At 66.3% G+C, this 17327-nt stretch carries 17 protein-coding genes; 10 read left to right on the plus strand and 7 right to left on the minus strand.

All coding sequences use genetic code 11. From position 1 onward, the window contains the following. Nucleotides 1–11 precede the first annotated feature (11 nt). The 3 genes from BPET_RS15615 to BPET_RS15625 all read left to right on the plus strand — a co-directional run bounded on the left by BPET_RS15615 (nucleotide 12) and on the right by BPET_RS15625 (nucleotide 2388). Nucleotides 12–302, plus strand: a complete 291-nt coding sequence (locus tag BPET_RS15615) for a cupin domain-containing protein (RefSeq protein WP_012249989.1) — start codon at nucleotides 12–14, stop codon at nucleotides 300–302. A gap of 13 nt (nucleotides 303–315) precedes the next feature. Beyond that, entirely contained in the window at nucleotides 316–1383 is a 1068-nt protein-coding gene (locus BPET_RS15620) for a histone deacetylase family protein (protein ID WP_012249990.1), read from the plus strand. Between the two features lie 81 nt (nucleotides 1384–1464). After that, on the plus strand, nucleotides 1465–2388 hold the full coding sequence (locus BPET_RS15625) for a DMT family transporter (RefSeq protein WP_012249991.1): 924 nt from the start codon (nucleotides 1465–1467) through the stop codon (nucleotides 2386–2388). Here BPET_RS15625 and hemN read toward each other — a convergent pair. Beyond that, nucleotides 2385–3773 (minus strand): oxygen-independent coproporphyrinogen III oxidase, encoded by a 1389-nt coding sequence (gene hemN, locus BPET_RS15630; protein ID WP_050978337.1) that lies wholly within the window; start codon nucleotides 3771–3773, stop codon nucleotides 2385–2387. The genes BPET_RS15625 and hemN overlap by 4 nt on opposite strands. Nucleotides 3774–3948: 175 nt before the next feature. Between hemN and BPET_RS15635 the strand changes: the two genes are divergently transcribed. The 4 genes from BPET_RS15635 (at nucleotide 3949) to BPET_RS15650 (ending at nucleotide 8187) form a co-directional block, all read left to right on the plus strand. Continuing rightward, nucleotides 3949–5940 carry a ribonucleoside triphosphate reductase gene (locus BPET_RS15635; RefSeq protein WP_041862972.1) on the plus strand — a complete coding sequence of 664 codons (1992 nt, stop codon included), beginning with the start codon at nucleotides 3949–3951 and terminating at the stop codon, nucleotides 5938–5940. A 66-nt stretch (nucleotides 5941–6006) separates the two neighbouring features. After that, nucleotides 6007–6189: an anaerobic ribonucleoside-triphosphate reductase gene (gene nrdD, locus BPET_RS15640; RefSeq protein ID WP_012249994.1), complete on the plus strand. Its 183-nt coding sequence runs from the start codon at nucleotides 6007–6009 to the stop codon at nucleotides 6187–6189. Then, nucleotides 6152–6913, plus strand: coding sequence for an anaerobic ribonucleoside-triphosphate reductase activating protein (locus BPET_RS15645; RefSeq protein ID WP_012249995.1), 762 nt, complete (start codon nucleotides 6152–6154; stop codon nucleotides 6911–6913). The genes nrdD and BPET_RS15645 overlap by 38 nt, the downstream gene beginning before the upstream one ends. Before the next feature lie 80 nt (nucleotides 6914–6993). After that, nucleotides 6994–8187 (plus strand): NAD(P)H-dependent flavin oxidoreductase, encoded by a 1194-nt coding sequence (locus tag BPET_RS15650; protein ID WP_012249996.1) that lies wholly within the window; start codon nucleotides 6994–6996, stop codon nucleotides 8185–8187. 58 nt (nucleotides 8188–8245) lie between these two features. Here the strand turns inward: BPET_RS15650 and BPET_RS15655 are convergent, their stop codons facing one another. The 5 genes from BPET_RS15655 to BPET_RS15675 all read right to left on the minus strand — a co-directional run bounded on the left by BPET_RS15655 (nucleotide 8246) and on the right by BPET_RS15675 (nucleotide 12001). Then, nucleotides 8246–8644 carry a putative zinc-binding protein gene (locus BPET_RS15655; protein ID WP_012249997.1) on the minus strand — a complete coding sequence of 133 codons (399 nt, stop codon included), beginning with the start codon at nucleotides 8642–8644 and terminating at the stop codon, nucleotides 8246–8248. Nucleotides 8645–8648: 4 nt separating this feature from the next. Beyond that, nucleotides 8649–9065: a ubiquinone anaerobic biosynthesis accessory factor UbiT gene (gene ubiT / locus BPET_RS15660; RefSeq protein WP_012249998.1), complete on the minus strand. Its 417-nt coding sequence runs from the start codon at nucleotides 9063–9065 to the stop codon at nucleotides 8649–8651. Further along, complete coding sequence (locus BPET_RS15665) at nucleotides 9062–9946, minus strand: U32 family peptidase (RefSeq protein WP_012249999.1); 885 nt, start codon at nucleotides 9944–9946, stop codon at nucleotides 9062–9064. The genes ubiT and BPET_RS15665 overlap by 4 nt, the downstream gene beginning before the upstream one ends. A 5-nt stretch (nucleotides 9947–9951) precedes the next feature. Beyond that, nucleotides 9952–10968 (minus strand): ubiquinone anaerobic biosynthesis protein UbiU, encoded by a 1017-nt coding sequence (gene ubiU / locus BPET_RS15670; RefSeq protein ID WP_012250000.1) that lies wholly within the window; start codon nucleotides 10966–10968, stop codon nucleotides 9952–9954. A gap of 100 nt (nucleotides 10969–11068) precedes the next feature. Next, the gene (locus BPET_RS15675) at nucleotides 11069–12001 is read right to left on the minus strand and encodes a 2-hydroxyacid dehydrogenase (RefSeq protein WP_041862973.1); all 933 of its coding nucleotides are present in this window, start codon (nucleotides 11999–12001) and stop codon (nucleotides 11069–11071) included. A 136-nt stretch (nucleotides 12002–12137) separates the two neighbouring features. Between BPET_RS15675 and BPET_RS15680 the strand changes: the two genes are divergently transcribed. Next, nucleotides 12138–13502: an aspartate aminotransferase family protein gene (locus tag BPET_RS15680; RefSeq protein WP_041862975.1), complete on the plus strand. Its 1365-nt coding sequence runs from the start codon at nucleotides 12138–12140 to the stop codon at nucleotides 13500–13502. A gap of 16 nt (nucleotides 13503–13518) precedes the next feature. On the opposite strand, the gene BPET_RS15685 is transcribed toward BPET_RS15680, so the two are convergent. Beyond that, nucleotides 13519–15048, minus strand: coding sequence for a helicase HerA-like domain-containing protein (locus BPET_RS15685; RefSeq protein WP_012250003.1), 1530 nt, complete (start codon nucleotides 15046–15048; stop codon nucleotides 13519–13521). A 144-nt stretch (nucleotides 15049–15192) separates the two neighbouring features. On the opposite strand from BPET_RS15685, the gene BPET_RS15690 reads away from it, so the two are divergent. Together BPET_RS15690 and purD are read left to right on the plus strand one after the other, a co-directional pair. Further along, nucleotides 15193–15924, plus strand: coding sequence for a YebC/PmpR family DNA-binding transcriptional regulator (locus BPET_RS15690; protein ID WP_012250004.1), 732 nt, complete (start codon nucleotides 15193–15195; stop codon nucleotides 15922–15924). A gap of 95 nt (nucleotides 15925–16019) precedes the next feature. Next, nucleotides 16020–17321, plus strand: a complete 1302-nt coding sequence (gene purD / locus BPET_RS15695) for a phosphoribosylamine--glycine ligase (RefSeq protein ID WP_012250005.1) — start codon at nucleotides 16020–16022, stop codon at nucleotides 17319–17321. Nucleotides 17322–17327: the final 6 nt, after the last annotated feature.

Raw genomic sequence — 17327 nt, forward strand, 5'->3', positions numbered from 1 at the left:
GAGACAACCCGATGAACCGCCCCGGCGCAGTGCCCACGGTGCAAATCGACAACGAACATGTCAGGGTGACCGAATGGCGGTTCCCGCCCGGCGGCGAAACCGGCTGGCACCGTCACGGCATGCCCTACGTGGTAGTGCCGCAGACCACCGGGCCGCTGCTGCTCGAAACCCCCGACGGCCAGGTGACCAGCGACCTGCGCACCGGCATTTCGTATTTCCGTCCGCTGGGCGTCGAACACAATGTCGTCAACCCGAACGACACCGAATTCGTCTTCGTGGAAATCGAGCTCAAGCAAGCTTAAGCGGAGATACCTCATGAAGGCGTTTTTTTGCGAACAGCAGATGCTGCACCAGCCGCGGCAGTTCATGCGCCTGGGCCGCCTGTGCGCCCCCACCGATACGCCGGCGCGAGCCCAGGCCCTGCAGACGGTGCTGGCCGCCCGCGGCGTGTCGGTGGAAGCGCCGCCCGATTACGGCCGCGGCCCGCTGCACGGCGTGCATAGCCCCGACTACCTCGATTTTCTCGAGCATGCCTATCCGCGTTGGCAGGCCCTGCGCGCCAGCGGCATGGACCCCGGCGACGAGGTGCTGCCCAACCTGGCGCCCTACTACAGCGGCCGGCTCGAACACGCGGAACGCGGCCCCTGCCCGTCCGGTTCGGTGGTGGCGCAGGCGGGCTATTATCTGGGCGACCTGTCATGTCCCATCGGCCCCCACACCTGGCGCTCGGCGCTGCGCTCCACCCACAGCGCCGTGGCCGCCGCCGACTGGGTCGCGCAGAACCAGGGCGTGGCTTACGCGCTGTGCCGGCCTTCGGGCCACCACGCGCACCGCGACCGGGCGGGCGGTTTCTGCTACCTGAACAGCAGCGCCGCCGCGGCCCAGCGCCTGCTGCAAACCTACGGCAAGATCGCCATCCTGGACGTCGACGCCCATCACGGCGACGGCACGCAGCAGATCTTCTATCAGCGCCCCGACGTCATGACCCTGTCGCTGCACGCCGACCCCGTCGGATACTACCCGTTCTACACCGGGCACGCCCACGAGCGCGGCTACGGCAGCGGCCATGGCTACAACCTCAACTTCCCGCTGGCGCACGGCGCGGACGACGAGGCCTTCCTGGACGCCCTGGACAACGCCCTGGTGGCGTTGCGCGACTACCGCCCGCGCGCGTTGGTGCTCCCGCTGGGTTTCGACACCTACAAAGACGACCCCATCAGCGTGCTGGGGCTCGATATCGACGCCTACCGGCATATCGGCGAACGCATCAACGGATTGGGGCTGCCCACCGTGGTCGTGCAGGAAGGCGGCTACCTGGTCGACGCCATCGGCCCGGCGCTGGATGCGTTCCTGCAGGGCATGGCCCAAACGGTGGCGCACTAAGACCTGTTCCTCTCAAAGGACTCGCCCATGAGCCGGCAAACGCATGACTCGCACGGCGCGACGCACGAGCGCGGCGCAGCCATGGCAAGCATTCGCGACGCGGGCGGAAACACGATTGCCGGCGCGGCCGCGATGCCGGCCGGAGTCGGCATCGCGCTGTACCTGGCGGCGCTGGTGCTGTTCGCCAGTTTCGACGCCGCCGTCAAGCACCTGGTAACGGTGTATCCGGCGCCATTCCTGAACGTCATGCGCTACCTGTCGGTGGCCACCATCGCCGTGGGACTGGTGTTGCGCCATGGGCTGCCGCGCCTGTCGGCCACGCCCGCCAAAGGCCTGTTGCTGTTGCGCGGACTGATGCTGGGTACCGTGGGCACCTGCTTCATGACGGCCCTGATCTGGATGCCTCTGTCGGAAGCCACCGCCATTTATTTCACGTCGCCGCTGATTGTCGTCGCCCTCTCGCCCTGGTTGCTGCGCGAGCGCATCGGCGCCCGCCAGTGGTCGGCGGTGGCGCTGGGCTGTGCCGGCATGCTGCTGATCGTGCGGCCGGGCGGCAGCCTGCCCTGGCTGGGCACGGCGCTGATGGCGATTTCGGCAGTCAGCTATGCGCTGTTCCAGGTGCTGACCCGAAAATTGTCGGGCCGCGTGCCCAGCCATGTGCAATACGGCTACACCGCCCTGGTCTGCCTGATCGTCACCGCGCTGCCGGCGCCGTTCTTCCTGCCCGACCCGTGGCCGGACGCTCGCGACTGGGCCGCCATCGTGCTGCTGGGCGTCACCAATGGGCTGGGCCAGATACTGCTGATTGCCGCCTTTCGCCGCGTGCCCGCCTCGACGCTGGCGCCATTCAATTACTGCCAATTGCTGATGGCGGTGGCTTACAGCACCTTCGTGTTCGCCCGTCCGCCCGACATGCTGGCCATGTCGGGCATGGCGCTCATCGTGGCGGCCGGCCTGTCGCTGGCCACCGCCCGCGGGCCGGCGGCGCTTGATGGCGCGCGCTAGACAATGCGTGAATACTGCGCCTGGGTGCGGCGTTCGCGCAGGTGCCGGTCAAAGACCATGGCGACCGCGCGCACGAAATACCAGCCCAGGTCGCTGACCTGCAGCCCGTTGGGCCGGCAGTGCACCAGCCCCATGCCGGCCAGGCTTTGCAAAGCCTGCAGCTCTTCGGCGAAATAGCTTTCGAACGCAATGCCGTGCGCCTGTTCGATGGCGCGAAAATCCAGCCCGCCCTGGCACATGATGGCCATGATGACGTCGCGGCGCAGCAGGTCGTCGGCGCTCATGGCCAGGCCGCGCTCGACCGCGAACTCGCCCTGCTCGATACACGCGTAATAGTCGTCCAGCGTCTTGGCGTTCTGGCTGTAGGTGGCGCCCACGCGCCCGATGGCCGACACGCCCAGCGCGATCAGGTCGCGGTCGGGCTGGGTGCTGTAGCCCTGGAAATTGCGATGCAGCCGCCCCGCCCGCTTGGCCTGCGCCAGCGCATCGTCGTGCAGCGCGAAGTGGTCCATGCCGATGTAGTCGTAGCCGGCTTCCAGGAAGCGCGCGATGGCCGAGCCCAGCAGGGCCACGCGCGTCTCGCCGTCGGGCAGCTCGGCAGGCAGAATGCGCCGCTGCGCCTTGAAGCGTTCGGGCAGATGCGCATATCCGTACAGGGCGATGCGGTCGGGCCGCAGGCCGCATACCTGTTCCAGCGTGCGCGCGAATGACTCGGCGGTTTGCAGGGGCAGGCCGTAGATCAGGTCCATGTTGACCGACGCGTAGCCCAATTCCCGCGCGCTGTGCATCAGGTCGCGCACGCTTTCATACGACTGTATGCGATGCACGGCGCGCTGCACGGCGGGGTCGAAATCCTGTACACCCAGGCTCAGGCGGTTGAAACCCAGGCCGGCCAGATGCGCCAGGCGCTCGGCCGTGGCGGTGCGCGGATCGACTTCGACCGAAATTTCGGCGTCGGGCAGCAGGTGGAAATGGCTGCGCAGGGCCGCCATCAGGCCGTCGAGCTCGGCATCGGACAGAAACGTGGGCGTGCCCCCGCCAAAGTGCAGTTGCGATACCGGCTGGCCACGGCCCACCAGTTCGCTGTGCAGAGCCATTTCGCGCTGCAGGGCATCCAGGTAGCGCGCCGCGCGCTCGTGATGGCGCGTGATGACCTTGTTACAAGCGCAGTAGTAGCACAGCGACTCGCAGAAAGGGATGTGCACGTACAACGACAGCGCGCCGCGCGCGTCCGCCTCTTGCGCGCGACAGGACAGCGCCTGCCGATACTGGTCGGGCCCGAAACAGGTGTCGTAGCGGTCTGCGGTGGGATAGGAGGTATAGCGAGGGCCGTTCTTGTCGAGCCGGGCCAGGATGTCGCGCGAGAATGAAGGCGGGGATTGCATGAATCGATTATGCAAAGCCGGCCCGGCCAGCATGTTGATTATTCGCAAATAAACCGCAGATGAGCCGAGCGATTGCGCTGTATCAAGCAGCCGGCATTGGGGGTGGCGATCGGCTTTCTACCCACAGCATGTAGTAGTAGCCTACCCGGACCAACACTACATGAAGTATCCACCCATGATGCCCGAACAAATCCTCAAGCGCGACGGCCGGGTCGTCGCCTTCGACGGCGCCAAGATCGTCCATGCCATTGCCGCCGCCGGCCAGGCCACCGGCGAAGTCGACGCCGCAGCCGCCGAAATACTGGGCGCGCGCGTGGTCGCGCGCCTTGCCGGGCACCTTTGCCCAGGCATCGAAACCATCCAGAACCTGGTCGAAGAAGCCCTGGTCGAAGCCGGCTGCTGGCACACGGCGCGCGCCTATATCGTGTACCGCGAACGCCACGCCCGCCTGCGCTCGTTGCAGCATACGCTGGTCGACGTCGAAAGCTCCATGGAAGAATACCTCGACCAGCGCGACTGGCGCGTCAACGCCAACGCCAACCAGGGCTACAGCCTGGGCGGCCTGATCCTGAACGTGGCCGGCAAGGTCACCGCCAACTACTGGCTGTCGCACGTCTATAGCCCTGCCGCGGGCAAGGCGCACCGCGACGGCGACATCCACATCCACGATCTCGACATGCTCAGCGGCTACTGCGCCGGCTGGTCGCTGCGTCAATTGCTCACCGAGGGCTTCAACGGCATCCCGGGCAAGGTCGAAGCCACGCCGCCGCGCCATATGTCCGCCGCCATCGGCCAGATCGTCAACTTCCTGGGCACCCTGCAAAACGAATGGGCCGGCGCCCAGGCGTTCAGCTCGTTCGACACCTACATGGCGCCGTTCGTGCGTTGCGACAATATGTCGTACGCCGAGGTCAAGCAGGCCATGCAGGAACTCATCTACAACCTCAACGTGCCCAGCCGCTGGGGCACGCAGACGCCCTTCACCAATCTCACGTTCGACCTCACCTGCCCGGCCGACCTGCGCGAGCAGATTCCTTATATCGGCGGCCGCGAAATGCCGTTCAGCTACGGCGAGCTGCAGGCCGAAATGGACATGATCAACCGCGCCTACATCGAAGTCATGATGGCGGGCGATGCCAAGGGCCGGGTGTTCACGTTCCCCATTCCCACCTACAACATCACGGCCGACTTCGACTGGAATCACCCCAACACCGAACTGCTGTTCGACATGACCGCCAAGTACGGCCTGCCGTACTTCCAGAACTTCCTGAACTCCGATCTCGAGCCTCACATGGTGCGCTCGATGTGCTGCCGGCTGCAGCTCGACCTGCGCGAACTGCTCAAGCGCGGCAACGGTCTGTTCGGCTCGGCCGAACAGACCGGCTCCGTGGGCGTGGTCACGGTCAACTGCGCGCGCCTGGGCTACCAGCATGCCGGCAACGAAGCCGCGCTGTTCCAGCGCCTGGACTCCCTGTTGGAACTGGGCCGCGACGTCCTCGAGGTCAAGCGCAAGGTCGTTCAGCGCTACATCGACCAGGGCCTGTACCCCTACACCCGGCGCTATCTGGGCACGCTGCGCAATCACTTCAGCACGCTGGGCGTGAACGGCATCAACGAAATGGTGCGCAACTTCAGCGGCGACGCCTACGACATCACCGCGCCCCAGGGGCACGCCCTGGCCGTGCGCCTGCTCGACCACGTGCGGTCGCGCATGACCGAATTCCAGGAAACCACCGGGCACCTTTACAACCTCGAAGCCACGCCGGCCGAAGGCACCACGTACCGCTTCGCCCGTGAAGACCGCAAACGCTGGCCCGACATCCTGCAGGCAGGCACCGAGGCCCAGCCCTACTACACCAATTCCAGCCAACTGCCGGTGGGCCACACCGACGACCCCTTCCTGGCCCTGGCCATGCAGGAAACCCTGCAAAGCAAGTACACCGGCGGCACGGTGCTGCACCTGTACATGAACGAGGCCATCACCTCGGCCACCGCCTGCCGCCAGCTGGTGCGCCGCGCGCTCGAAAACTTCCGGTTGCCCTATATCACGGTCACCCCGACGTTCTCCATCTGCCCCACGCACGGATACCTGTCCGGCCGGCACGAGTTCTGCCCCAAATGCGATGCCGAGCTGCTCTCCCGACAGCAGGCATGCAACCACGGCTAGGCGCTTGCGCGCCGGCACCCAGGGCCAGGCATCGCCCGGCCCGCTTCCTTTCACCCAGGAGCACTCATGCAAACCCTGACTTCAGCCTCTACCTCCCAAGCCACCCCGGTCCTCGACGACAGCCAGCGCGTGCGTTGCGAAATCTGGACGCGCGTCATGGGCTATCACCGGCCGGTTACCTCATTCAATATCGGCAAGCAGGGCGAATTCAATGAACGCCGCTTCTTCTCCGAGCAGCGCGTTGCCTGACGCCCACGAAACGGCCCTGCAATGGGTCACGGCGCCGGCGGCCCTGTCGTCGGTGCCGCGCGGCGAGCCGTCCATAGGCGGCATCGTGCCCTATTCCAGCGTCGACTGGCCCGGCATGCTGGCCTGCGTGGTCTTCATCGCCGGCTGCCCCTGGCGCTGCAGCTACTGCCACAATCCGCATCTGCAAGTGCGCGGCGGCCACTACGATTGGAAAGCCGTGCTCGAATTCCTGAACGGCCGCCAGGGCCTGCTCGACGCGGTCGTCTTCTCGGGCGGCGAGCCGCTCAGCGAACCCCGGCTGCCGCAAATGGTGCGAGCCGTGCGGACCCTTGGCTTCCGTGTCGCGCTGCATACGGCAGGCATCTACCCGTCGCGCTTGCAAGACCTGCTGCCCAGCCTGGACTGGGTCGGCTTCGACGTCAAGGCCGACGCCGCGGCCCACGACGCCCTTACCGGCCGCGCCGGTACCTACGCGGCTACCCAGGCCTGCCTCGACTCGCTGCTGGCCAGCCACATCGAGTTCGAATGCCGCACCACCTGGAGCCCCCGCTGGTTGGCCGAACCCGCCCTGCTCGACCTGGCGCGCGATCTCGCCCGTCGCGGCGTGCGCCACTACGCGGTGCAGAATCACCGCGCCTCGCCCGGCGCCGCGCCATCCGCCACGCTCAGCGCGGGGGCCCTGGACGAACTCCGGGCGCTTTTTCCCCACTTCGCCTATCGCTAAATGCATTGATATCGCGCAATACACAGCAAGGCCTCTTAGCCTACCGTTGCGTTATTGCCCAAACTAGGGATTCTGTATCCATGTGGTTCAAAACACTGACTCTCGCCGGCCGTGAGCTGCTACCCATCGTCCAAGGCGGCATGGGGGTGGGCGTCTCGGCGCACCGCTTGGCCGGCGCAGTCGCAAACGAGAACGCCATCGGCACCATCGCCAGCGTCGACCTGCGCCACCACCACCCCGACCTGGTCGAAAAAACCATCAAATGCCGTGACCGGGCGGCCATCGACCAGGCCAACTGCGTGGCGCTCGACCGCGAAATCCAGGCCGCTCGCCAGTTGTCCAACGGCCGCGGCCTGATCGCCGTCAACGTCATGAAAGCCGTGCGCGATCACGCCGCGCTGGTGAAACAGGCCTGCGAAAGCGGCGCCGATGCCATCGTCATGGGCGCCGGCCTGCCGCTCGACCTCCCCGACATGACCGCCGAACACGACAAGGTCGCGCTCATTCCCATTCTGTCCGAAGCCCGCGGGGTCGCGGTCGTGCTCAAGAAGTGGCTCAAAAAGGGCCGGCTGGCCTCGGCCGTGGTCATCGAACACCCGGCTCACGCCGGCGGCCACCTGGGCGCCACCAAATTGTCCGAACTGCGCGACGAGCGCTTCAGCTTCGGCCGGGTGCTGGCCGAATGCCGCGCCCTGTTCGACGAACTCGGCCTGAACCGCGACGCGCCCAAGCTCATTGTGGCCGGCGGCGTGGGCAGCCACGAAAAGGTCAAGCACTGGCTCACCCATGGAGCCGACGCCGTGCAAGTGGGCACCGCCTTTGCCGTCACCGAAGAAGGCGACGCGCATCGCAATTTCAAGCAGGTCCTCATCGACGCCGATCCTGCCCAGCTCAAGGAATTCATCAGCGTGGCTGGCCTGCCCGCGCGTGCAGTGGCCACCCCCTGGCTCGTGCGCTACCTTCGCCAGGAAAAACGCCTGCAGGATAACGCCCGCCCCGATCCGCGCCGCTGCACCCAGCGCATGGACTGCCTTTCCCAATGCGGATTGCGCGACGGCCTGGCTCGTTTCGGGCAGTTCTGCATCGACCTGAAACTGGCTGCCGCAGTGCGTGGCGAGGTCGACAAGGGCCTGTTCTTCCGTGGCGCCTCGAAACTTCCGTTCGGCGACGCTATTCGCCCTGTGCGCGAACTCATCGACTACCTGCTTAACGGCGTCATGCCAGCCAGCGAACAAGAAGCGCCTGCCGGGCACTCTGCCGCCGCGCTTATCTGAAGCCCATCTGAAATATTGATGCAAACTCGCCGCCGCCCTGTCTGGCGGCGGCCGCAAGCTAGCTTTGTGCGTCGAGGTCGGCCTCGGCGGCCAACTGCACCGCAACGGTGGACACAACCTCCCAGGCCGCCGCCCGCTCGGCTTCGGTGCTGTCTTGGTGGTAACGCTTGGTGGCGCCATACTGGTTCAACACCATATGGCGGGTTGGCTCCACGCCGGCCTTGGCCAGGCACGCACGGGTGCACGCCAGCACGCAGCCGTCCAGCGCCAGTATGGGCCGGCCGCTGCGGGCTCGCTTCACCAGCATGGGCACGCCACCGCCCACGCCGCTGATGCACGACATCTCTGCCTTGCCTTCATGATCCAACCGTACGGCCAGATAATTGGCCAGTTGCGCCACGCTGGAACAACCCGAGCACGAATAAACCAGCGGCAAGGTAGGGTCAGGGGTTCCCATGGCGTCAGGCCGCCCCGCCCACGCGCCGCAGCCAGCCGGGCCGCTCGGTGGCATCCAGCCAGTTCTTTACGATAAGCCCCAGTTCGGTGTCTCCGGCAATGCGCAGGCGGCGCTGGAAGAACAAGGTGTCGGCGTCTGAGGTGCCTCTCGCCAGCGCGGCGAAATCGCCCAGCGAAGCGCCCAGTTCAAGATCGACCTCGGAAGCCCACAAGGGCCGGAAGCGGCCTTGCCGGCAGGTGAAGCAACTGCGCAGGCCCAGGTCTTCGATCTTGATGGCGAAGCGCTTACCCTCGATTTCCGCGGGGGGCTGCAGCCATTTGAAATGGCGGGCGATTTCCAGGCCCAGCGCGAAATGCGCCGACACCAGGGGCGCCGGCAACAGGCGGTCGAGACGCGAGAGCATGGCGGTAAGGCGGTTCATGAGAGATTTTCCAGGTAATCGATGCCGGCGCGGCCGTGCCAATAACCGTTACAGCGGTCTATGCCCTCGGGCGGCGCGACAGGTTGCAACGGCAGGCCCCGGCGTATTTGGTCCAGTGCGGCCACGGCCTGCAGGGTGTTCTGCGATTGCGGGCTGACACGCAGCACCTCGACGCCCATGGCCGCCAGTTCGCCGGCCTGGTCAAGAAGATCCAGGCATGCGGCCGATTGGGTCTGGATACCGTTGAAGGCCAGGAACGGCTGGCCTTCGCGTGTCTGCACCGGCAGGCCGTCGGGATACTCGATACAGCGGAACTCGCAGGCGTCTTTTTTCAAGCGGAAATGACGCGCGGTGAAACAGCGCGCTGAAAATGCCAGCGGCAAGCGGCCCCATACCATGACCTCGGCCTGCAGGCCGGTGGGCCGTTCCTGTAGCAGGGCGCGCAGTGTGTCGCGGTCCAACTCGACCGGCACCACGACACGCATGGCGCCTTGCGTTGCCAGCCAGGCCAGGGTGTCGCCGTGGTAGGCGTTGATGTGCGGACCCGCGACGAACTGGCGCCCCTTCAGATGGCGCAACGCGCCGATTTCGCCGGCTTCGAGCAGGAAGTCGTCGTTGTCGCACAGGCGCCGCAACGCGTGCGCGTCGGCGCTGGTTTCGATGAGAGTCTGGCTGGACAGCACGACCGTCTTGCCGGCATCGCGCAAGGCGCGGGCGAGATCCAGCCAATCCGCGGCGCGCATTTCATGGCGGCGGCTGCAAACGGTTTCACCGATGTAAACAATATCGACCGGGCTGTCGATGGCCGCGGCGTAGAAGTCCAGCACTGTGCGCCGGGGCCAGTAGTACAGCAGCGGGCCCAGTGAAATCTGATAAGGCATGGGAATTATTTCCAGGGACGATCAAAAGCGCCTTGCGTGACTTGGGCCCCTTCGGCGTGGCGCGCCAGCGCGGTCAGCCAGTCGGGCTTGACGGAATAGCGCGCCGCGTCGGCCTGCACGGCATCCAGCGCGGCGCGCAACGTGGCGACCACCTGGCCGACGTATGCAGGGCTGCGCTGGCGCCCTTCGATCTTGATGGCCGACACGCCCATGGCATGGATGGCGGGCAGCAGCCCCAGAGCGTTGAGGCTGGCGGGCTCTTCGATGGCGTAGTCGGCCTGGCCTTCGACGTCGAAGCGGCCTTTGCACAAAGTGGGATATGCAGCCGGCTCGCCCTCGGCATAGCGATCGATGAGAATGCCGTTCAGGCGGGCATCCAGGCCGCTGTCGGTCTCGTACCAACGCACCGCATGAGCCGGCGAGCACACGCCCTTGTTGTTGGGCGAATCGCCCGTGGCATATGACGACAGCAGGCAACGGCCTTCTGCCATGACGCACAGGCTGCCGAAACCGAAGACTTCGATTTCGACCGAAGTCTGCCCACAGATCTTGCCGATTTCGGTCATGGTGAGCACCCGCGGCAGCACCACGCGGCTGATGCCGAATTGCTCGCGCATCAGTTCGATGGCGTCGGCGTGCGTGGCCGAACCTTGCACCGACATGTGCAGGCGCAGGTCCGGGTAGCGGTCGCGGGTATAGGCCATGAGGCCGGGGTCGGCCATGATGACGGCGTCGGCCTGCAGGGCGTGGGCCGCGTCGACGGCGGCGCGCCATTCCTGGGTGCGGCCCGCCTGTGGGAAAGTATTGATGGCGAACAGCACGCGCCGTCCCATGGAGTGGGCCAGGTCGACGCCGGCGCGGACATCGGCTTCGGTGAAATTCAGGCCGGCGAAATTGCGTGCGTTCGTGGCATTTTTCAGGCCCAGGTACACGGCATCGGCGCCGGCGTTCAAGGCAGCTTTCAGGGCGGCCAGGCTACCGGCCGGAGCCACCAAATCTAGAGCAGAGGTGCGCGTTTCCATGCGGCAGTGTAGGAGTCAGTCCTACACTTTCGCCTTGTCTCAGATCAAGGCCGGCCGGCCGCTCCTGCTGCATGAGCAGCAGGCCGAAACACCCTGGGTCCTAGTAGCCGCGGTCGCGCGCGACCATGCCCGTGAGCGGCTCGCCGCGCATGAAGCGGCTGATCTTGTCCGCCACCTGCGCGATCGTCTCGCGCCGCAGGCTGAGCGCCGCCACATGGGGCGTGACGGTAATCCGCGGATGGTTCCAGAACGGGTGCCCGGCTGCCAGCGGCTCCTGGCGGAACACATCCAGGGTAGCGCCGTGCATATGGCCGGATTCGAGCAGGGCCAGGAGGTCTTCCTCGACCAGGTGCTCGCCACGCCCCATGTTTATCAGATAAGACTGCGGCAGCAATTGTTGCAGAGTATCGTGGCGCAGGATGTCGCGGGTTTCGTCAGTCAGCGGCAAGGTATTGATCAGCACGCGGGTGCGCGCCAGAAACGCGGGCAGTCGCTCGAGCCCGGCGTAGCCCTGCACGCCCGCCGGCACCTTGCCGCTGCGCGACCACCCTGCCACGGGGTAATCGAGCCCCGCCAGCGTCTGCGCCACCCGGGTGCCCATTACACCAGTGCCCAGGACGCCGATGGGCCACTGGGTGCGATCGAGCTCCGGCAGGGGTTGCCAGACCCCCGCCCGCTGCTGCGCCGCATAGTCGTCCAGTTGCCGGCTGGCGCGCACCACGGCCCACACGGCGTATTCGGCCATCTGCACGGCCATGCCGGCATCTTCCAGCCGCACAATGGGCAGGCCGGCAGGCAGCGTGGGCAGCTTGAACAAGGCGTCCACGCCAGCGCCCAGGTTGAACACCGCGCGCAACTTGCGCTCGCGCTCGAACAACTCGGCCGGAGGCCCCCATACCACCGCGATGTCGGCGTCCAGCACGGGCAGGTCGGGCCGCCACAAGACGACCTCGGCGCCAGGCAACGCCGCCGCGAGCGGGTCGATCCATTCGTGAGGCGTGATTTCGTGGCTGGAGGCAAAGACGATTTTCATGGCGGATGCGGTCGGGTCTGGAGAAATGAATGCGGCGGGGCAGCAAGGGAGCAGCCGCCTGCCGCGCCCTGATGATGATATAACAAGCTGATCCAGCGGCCGGCGCATTGCCCAGCCCACTTTCCAGACCATGCTCATGACCACACTGAACGACACCCAGCTGCGCGACGTGCAGTACCAATTGCACCCTTATACCAATGCCGTCGTGCACCAGCGCACCGGCCCCATCGTGATCGAACGCGGCGAAGGCGTGTACGTATATGACGACCAGGGCCGCCGGTACCTGGAAGGCATGGCCGGCCTGTGGAGCGTGGCGGTCGGCTTCGGCGAGCAGCGGCTGGTCGAGGCGGCCACGCGACAGTTGCAGAAGCTGCCGTACTACCACACGTTCACGCACAAGTCGCATGCCCCGGCCATCGAGCTGGCCGAGCGCCTGATCGGCTACACCGAAGGACGCATGGCCAAAGCCTTTTTCACCAATTCCGGCTCGGAAGCCAACGACACCGTCATCAAGCTGGTGTGGTACTACAACAATGCGCTGGGCCGCCCCGACAAGAAAAAGATCATCGCGCGCCAGCGCGGCTATCACGGCGTGACCGTGGCGTCGGCCAGCCTGACCGGTCTGGCCGGCAACCACAAAGATTTCGACCTGCCGCTGCCACGCATGTTGCACACGGCGTGCCCGCACCACTATCGCAATGCCCCGCCGGGCGAATCCGAAGAAGACTACGCCACGCGCCTGGCCGCAGAGCTCGAAGCCCTAATCCTGCGCGAGGGACCGGATACCATCGCCGCCTTCATTGGCGAGCCGGTAATGGGCGCTGGCGGCGTGATCGTGCCGCCGCGTACCTATTGGCAGAAGATCCAGGCGGTATGCCGCAAATACGACGTGCTGGTCATTGCCGACGAGGTCATCACCGGTTTCGGGCGCCTGGGCCAGCGCTTTGGCAGCGACGTGCTCGGCATCGAGCCCGACATCATGGTGCTGTCCAAGCAGATCACCTCATCGTACCAACCGCTGGGCGCGGTGCTGATGAACGCCAAGGTGACCGACGCCGTTGCAGCCCACAGCGGACAACTGGGCACCTTCGGGCACGGCTATACCGCCAGCGGCCATCCGGTGGCCACTGCCGTGGCGCTGGAGAACCTGAACATCATCGACGAGCGCGGCCTGATCGAACATGCCGCCGAAATGGGCGAATTGCTGCAGCAGGAGCTGCGCGCCCTGGCCGACCACCCGCTGGTAGGCGAAGTGCGTGGCCTGGGCCTGATCGCCGGCGTCGAACTGGTGGCCGACAAGGCCAGCCGCCGTCCGTTCGACCCGCTGGGCAAGGCCGGCGCGCATGCGTACGAACGGGCGCACGCGCACGGCCTGATCGTGCGCGGCATCCAGGACACGGTGGCCTTCTGCCCGCCGCTCATCATCGAGGCCGCGCAGGTGCGCGACATGGTGCAGCGCTTCGCAGCCACGCTGGAGGACGTCAGCGCCTTTGTGGCTTGACGCTAGCCACGCGCGGCTAGCGCCGCCGCGAACCCAGCAGCGAGCCGAGCACGCCCCGCACCAGTTGGCGCGCCAGCGTGCGGGCCGTGCTCTTGACCACCGACTGCACTACCCCGTCGCGCCGGCCGCCACGAGGCCCGGTGGAGCCGAACAGCACATCGTTCAGCCCGTCCATCAGGCCGCCTGCATCGCCGGCGCCGGCTTTGCCCCGGGACGGGCCGGCCGGGTCTTGCGGGTGTCCGGCCGGCGCCCCGGCAGCCGACGCCTCCGCACTGGCGCGGGCATTCAGCACCTCGTAGGCCGACTCGCGGTCCACTGTCTGGGCATATTTGGCCACCATGGCGGCATCCTGCAGCGCCTTGCGCTCGGCGTCGGTGGCGGGGCCGATGCGGCTGCCCGGCGGCATGATCCACGCCCGTTCGGTGGGCGACGGCCGGCCCTTGGCGTCCAGCAGCGACACCAGCGCCTCGCCCACCCCCAGTTCAGTGATGGCGGCCTCGATGTCAAGGCCGGGATTGGGCCGCATGGTCTGCGCGGCCGTCTTCACGGCCTTCTGGTCGCGTGGCGTGAATGCCCGCAGCGCGTGCTGGACACGGTTGCCCAGCTGGCCCAGCACCGAGTCGGGAATATCCAGGGGGTTCTGGGTCACGAAATACACCCCGACCCCCTTGGAGCGCACCAACCGGACCACCTGCTCGATCTTGTCCAGCAAGGCCTTGGGCGCATCGTCGAACAACAGGTGCGCCTCATCGAAGAAAAACACCAGCTTGGGCTGGTCGCGGTCGCCGACTTCGGGCAGTTTTTCGTACAGATCCGCCAGTAGCCACAGCAGGAACACCCCATACAGCCGCGGCGACTGCATCAGCTTGTCGGCCGCCAGGATGTTGACGATGCCCCTGCCCTGCGCATCGGTACGCATCAGGTCGTTGACATCGAGCATCGGCTCGCCAAAGAACTGCTGGGCGCCCTGCGACTCCAGGGTCAGCAGGCTGCGCTGGATGGCGCCGACGGACGCCGACGACACATTGCCGTAGCGGGTCTTGAGCTCGGCGGCGCGGTCGGCCACGTTCTGCAACATGGCGCGCAGGTCTTTCAGGTCGAGCAGCAGTTGGCCTTCATCGTCGGCCACGCGGAACACCAGCGTCAACACCCCTTCCTGGGTGTCGTTGAGTTCGAGCATGCGCGACAGTAGCAAGGGCCCCATGTCGGACACGGTGGCCCGCACGGACAGCCCCAGCTCGCCAAATACATCCCACAGCACGGCCGGGCTGGCGCCCCACGCCGGCTCGGGCAGGCCCAGCGCCTTCAGCCGCTCTTGCAGCTTGGGCGTGGCGGCCCCAGCCTGGGAAATACCGGTAAGGTCGCCCTTGACGTCCGCCATGAATACGGGGGTACCAATGCGCGAGAACGCCTCGGCCAGCACTTGTAACGTAACGGTTTTGCCCGTGCCGGTCGCGCCGGTGATGCAGCCGTGGCGGTTGGCCAGCGCCGGCAGCAGGGCCAGCTGGACCTTGGCGTTCTGGGCAACGATGATGGGATCGGGCATGGCAGCTCTCCGGGCGGCGCAAAATTGGTGCCACAAGTGTATTGCGTGAGCCGCCGATTGTGGGCCTCGATTGCCACAATCGCCAACCCGGCCCGCCATCCACGGTAAAATGCCGCTTTTGCCTATATCACCTTCTGGGACATCATGGCCGGACACAGCAAATGGGCCAATATCCAGCACCGCAAGGGTCGTCAGGACGCCAAGCGGGGCAAGCTCTGGACCAAAATCATTCGTGAGATCACCGTCGCGGCGCGGGCCGGCGGCCCCGACCCGGACAGCAATCCGCGGTTGCGCATGGCCTGGGATAAGGCCACCGACGCCAACATGCCGAAAGACAACATCCAGCGCGCCATCCAGCGCGGCGCGGGCGGGGCTGATGGCGCCAACTATGAAGAAGTCCGCTACGAAGGCTACGGCATCGGCGGCGCCGCGGTCATTGTCGATTGCATGACCGACAATCGTACCCGCACGGTGGCCGAGGTACGGCATGCATTCGCCAAGAACGGCGGCAACCTGGGGCAGGAAGGCTCGGTGGCCTTCATGTTCAAGCACTGCGGCCAATTCGTGTTCGCGCCCGGCACCGCCGAAGACGTCGTCATGGAAGCCGCGCTGGAAGCCGGCGCCGAAGACGTCACCACCGACGACGAAGGCGTCATCGAAGTCATCTGCGCGCCCGCCGACTACGCCGCGGTACGCCAGGCATTCGAAGCGGCCGGCCTGAAGGCCGAGGTCGAGGGCATCATCATGAAGCCCCAGAACGAAACCGAACTCACTGGCGAAGACGCCGTGAAAATGCAGAAACTGCTCGACGCCCTCGAAGGCCTGGACGACGTGCAGGAAGTCTATACCACCGTCGTCTTCGACGAAGCGCAATGATCCCCACGGCACGGCGATTTCGCCGTGCCGGCCCCTCGTGCCTTGCCTGCCGCGGCGCCCTGCCATGGCTACTTTAAGAAGCAACTGAACCGAACATGAAACTCCTGGTAATCGGCTCCGGCGGCCGCGAACACGCCCTGGCCTGGCGCCTGGCCCGCTCCCCCCGCGTCCACAAAGTCTATGTGGCGCCGGGCAACGGCGGCACCGAAGAAGGCGATCTGCTGCAAAACGTGCCGCTCACCAGCGCTGAAGAACTGGCCGATTTCGTCGTGCGCGAGGGCGTGTCTCTTACCGTCGTGGGCCCCGAGGCGCCCCTGGCCGCCGGCGTGGTTGATGTGTTCCGCGCGCGCGGCCTGAAAATCTTCGGCCCCACCCGGGCGGCCGCACAGCTCGAGAGCTCGAAAGACTACGCCAAGGCCTTCATGGTGCGCCACGGCATCCCGACCGCGCGCTACGAAACCTTCACCGACCCGACCAAGGCGCATGCCTACATCGACGAGCAGGGCGCGCCCATCGTCATCAAGGCCGATGGCCTGGCCGCCGGCAAGGGCGTCGTGGTAGCCGCCGACCTCGAACAGGCGCACGCCGCCGTCGACGCCATGCTGGGCGATGGCAGCCTGGGGCAGGCCGGCGCGCGCGTCGTCATCGAAGAATGCCTGGTAGGCGAAGAAGCCAGCTTCATCGTCATGGTCGACGGCCGCAACGTGCTGGCGCTGGCCACCAGCCAAGACCACAAGCGCCTGCTCGATGGCGACGCCGGCCCCAACACCGGGGGCATGGGCGCCTATTCGCCTGCGCCGATCATCACGCCCGAACTCCACCACCGCATCATGCGCGAGATCATCCTGCCCACCGTGCAGGGCATGGCGCGCGATGGCATTCCGTATACGGGTTTCTTGTATGCCGGCCTCATGATCGCGCCTGGCGACGATCCCGACCGCGCCATCAAGACGCTGGAATTCAACTGCCGCATGGGCGACCCTGAAACCCAGCCCATCATGATGCGGGTCAAGAGCGATCTCCTCGACGCCCTGGAACACGCCGTCGAAGGCACGCTCGACCAGGCCGACATTGTCTGGGACCGCCGCACGGCGCTGGGCGTGGTGCTGGCCGCGCACAACTACCCGGGTACTCCCCGCAGCGGCGACGTCATTGCCCCGCTGCCGGCCGACACCGAAGACTGCGCCATTTTCCATGCCGGCACCCGGCTCGAAGACGGGCAGCTCAAGACCTCCGGCGGCCGCGTGCTGTGCGTCACGGCCCTGGGCGACTCCGTGCGCATGGCGCGCGAACGCGCCTATACGGCGGTCGACGCGGTCCAGTTCGACGGACGGCAATACCGTACCGACATCGGCTGGCGCGCGCTCAGGCCCTCGCAACAGAAAACCAAGCCGTGATTCCAC

This window comes from Bordetella petrii (assembly GCF_000067205.1).
Lineage (GTDB): Bacteria > Pseudomonadota > Gammaproteobacteria > Burkholderiales > Burkholderiaceae_B > Bordetella_A > Bordetella_A petrii.

What these genes read in the sequence shown, in the direction of transcription:
- nrdD (WP_012249994.1), top strand. Translation starts at nt 6,007, where the DNA reads ATGCAAACCCTGACTTCAGCCTCTACCTCCCAAGCCACCCCGGTCCTC.
- BPET_RS15615 (WP_012249989.1), top strand. Translation starts at nt 12, where the DNA reads ATGAACCGCCCCGGCGCAGTGCCCACGGTGCAAATCGACAACGAACAT.
- BPET_RS15675 (WP_041862973.1), bottom strand. Translation starts at nt 12,001, where the DNA reads ATGAAAATCGTCTTTGCCTCCAGCCACGAAATCACGCCTCACGAATGG.
- BPET_RS15685 (WP_012250003.1), bottom strand. Translation starts at nt 15,048, where the DNA reads ATGCCCGATCCCATCATCGTTGCCCAGAACGCCAAGGTCCAGCTGGCC.
- BPET_RS15635 (WP_041862972.1), top strand. Translation starts at nt 3,949, where the DNA reads ATGATGCCCGAACAAATCCTCAAGCGCGACGGCCGGGTCGTCGCCTTC.
- BPET_RS15690 (WP_012250004.1), top strand. Translation starts at nt 15,193, where the DNA reads ATGGCCGGACACAGCAAATGGGCCAATATCCAGCACCGCAAGGGTCGT.
- BPET_RS15680 (WP_041862975.1), top strand. Translation starts at nt 12,138, where the DNA reads ATGACCACACTGAACGACACCCAGCTGCGCGACGTGCAGTACCAATTG.
- ubiU (WP_012250000.1), bottom strand. Translation starts at nt 10,968, where the DNA reads ATGGAAACGCGCACCTCTGCTCTAGATTTGGTGGCTCCGGCCGGTAGC.
- ubiT (WP_012249998.1), bottom strand. Translation starts at nt 9,065, where the DNA reads ATGAACCGCCTTACCGCCATGCTCTCGCGTCTCGACCGCCTGTTGCCG.
- BPET_RS15620 (WP_012249990.1), top strand. Translation starts at nt 316, where the DNA reads ATGAAGGCGTTTTTTTGCGAACAGCAGATGCTGCACCAGCCGCGGCAG.
- BPET_RS15665 (WP_012249999.1), bottom strand. Translation starts at nt 9,946, where the DNA reads ATGCCTTATCAGATTTCACTGGGCCCGCTGCTGTACTACTGGCCCCGG.
- hemN (WP_050978337.1), bottom strand. Translation starts at nt 3,773, where the DNA reads ATGCAATCCCCGCCTTCATTCTCGCGCGACATCCTGGCCCGGCTCGAC.
- BPET_RS15655 (WP_012249997.1), bottom strand. Translation starts at nt 8,644, where the DNA reads ATGGGAACCCCTGACCCTACCTTGCCGCTGGTTTATTCGTGCTCGGGT.
- BPET_RS15625 (WP_012249991.1), top strand. Translation starts at nt 1,465, where the DNA reads ATGGCAAGCATTCGCGACGCGGGCGGAAACACGATTGCCGGCGCGGCC.
- purD (WP_012250005.1), top strand. Translation starts at nt 16,020, where the DNA reads ATGAAACTCCTGGTAATCGGCTCCGGCGGCCGCGAACACGCCCTGGCC.
- BPET_RS15650 (WP_012249996.1), top strand. Translation starts at nt 6,994, where the DNA reads ATGTGGTTCAAAACACTGACTCTCGCCGGCCGTGAGCTGCTACCCATC.
- BPET_RS15645 (WP_012249995.1), top strand. Translation starts at nt 6,152, where the DNA reads ATGAACGCCGCTTCTTCTCCGAGCAGCGCGTTGCCTGACGCCCACGAA.